This is a genomic window from Corallococcus praedator (genome assembly GCF_003612125.1).
Classification (GTDB): Bacteria; Myxococcota; Myxococcia; order Myxococcales; family Myxococcaceae; genus Corallococcus; species Corallococcus praedator.
On sequence record NZ_RAWI01000923.1, the window covers coordinates 1 to 470 of the forward strand.

General features: G+C 51.3%; 1 protein-coding gene. It reads right to left on the reverse strand.

All coding sequences use genetic code 11. From position 1 onward, the window contains the following. Positions 1-348: dephospho-CoA kinase (gene coaE / locus D7Y13_RS42425; RefSeq protein ID WP_120631095.1), on the reverse strand; the 348-nt coding region annotated here is incomplete at its 3' end. Between the last annotated feature and the right edge of the window lie 122 nt (positions 349-470).

A 470-nucleotide genomic window follows, 5' to 3' on the forward strand; every position in this document is an offset into this window, starting at 1 on the left:
GCCCTGAGCGGCGAGAGATTTAAGATTTGAAACGAGGCGATCGCGCACAAACGGATGAATCTGCTGCTCAACCCACAATCGCTCTGCACTGCTGCTAAAAATAATTTGAGCCAGACGGGCGCGATCGAGGCTGCGATCGGGCTGGAGAATGCTGGCACCATAGCGCTCTACAATTTCAGCCAAAATTGGCGAATTCAATTCAACCGCTTCGCGAGCGAAAAGATCAGCGTCCAAAATCGGCATTTGATGCGTGGCTGCTAAGTAGTGAGAAATCGTGGTTTTACCCATCCCGACGCCACCTGTAAGACCAATAACGCGCTGAAGTGGAGCAGGAATCACATTTACCATATTGGTTTCGATCGAGTAACACCATTCAAGCCGCTTGTATCATTTTGCTTCTGATGGCGCAACGTCTGCCCAGCCCTCGATCGCTTCGAGCAAACCCGCCAGCGTGTAGGTCGTTGCTTCAA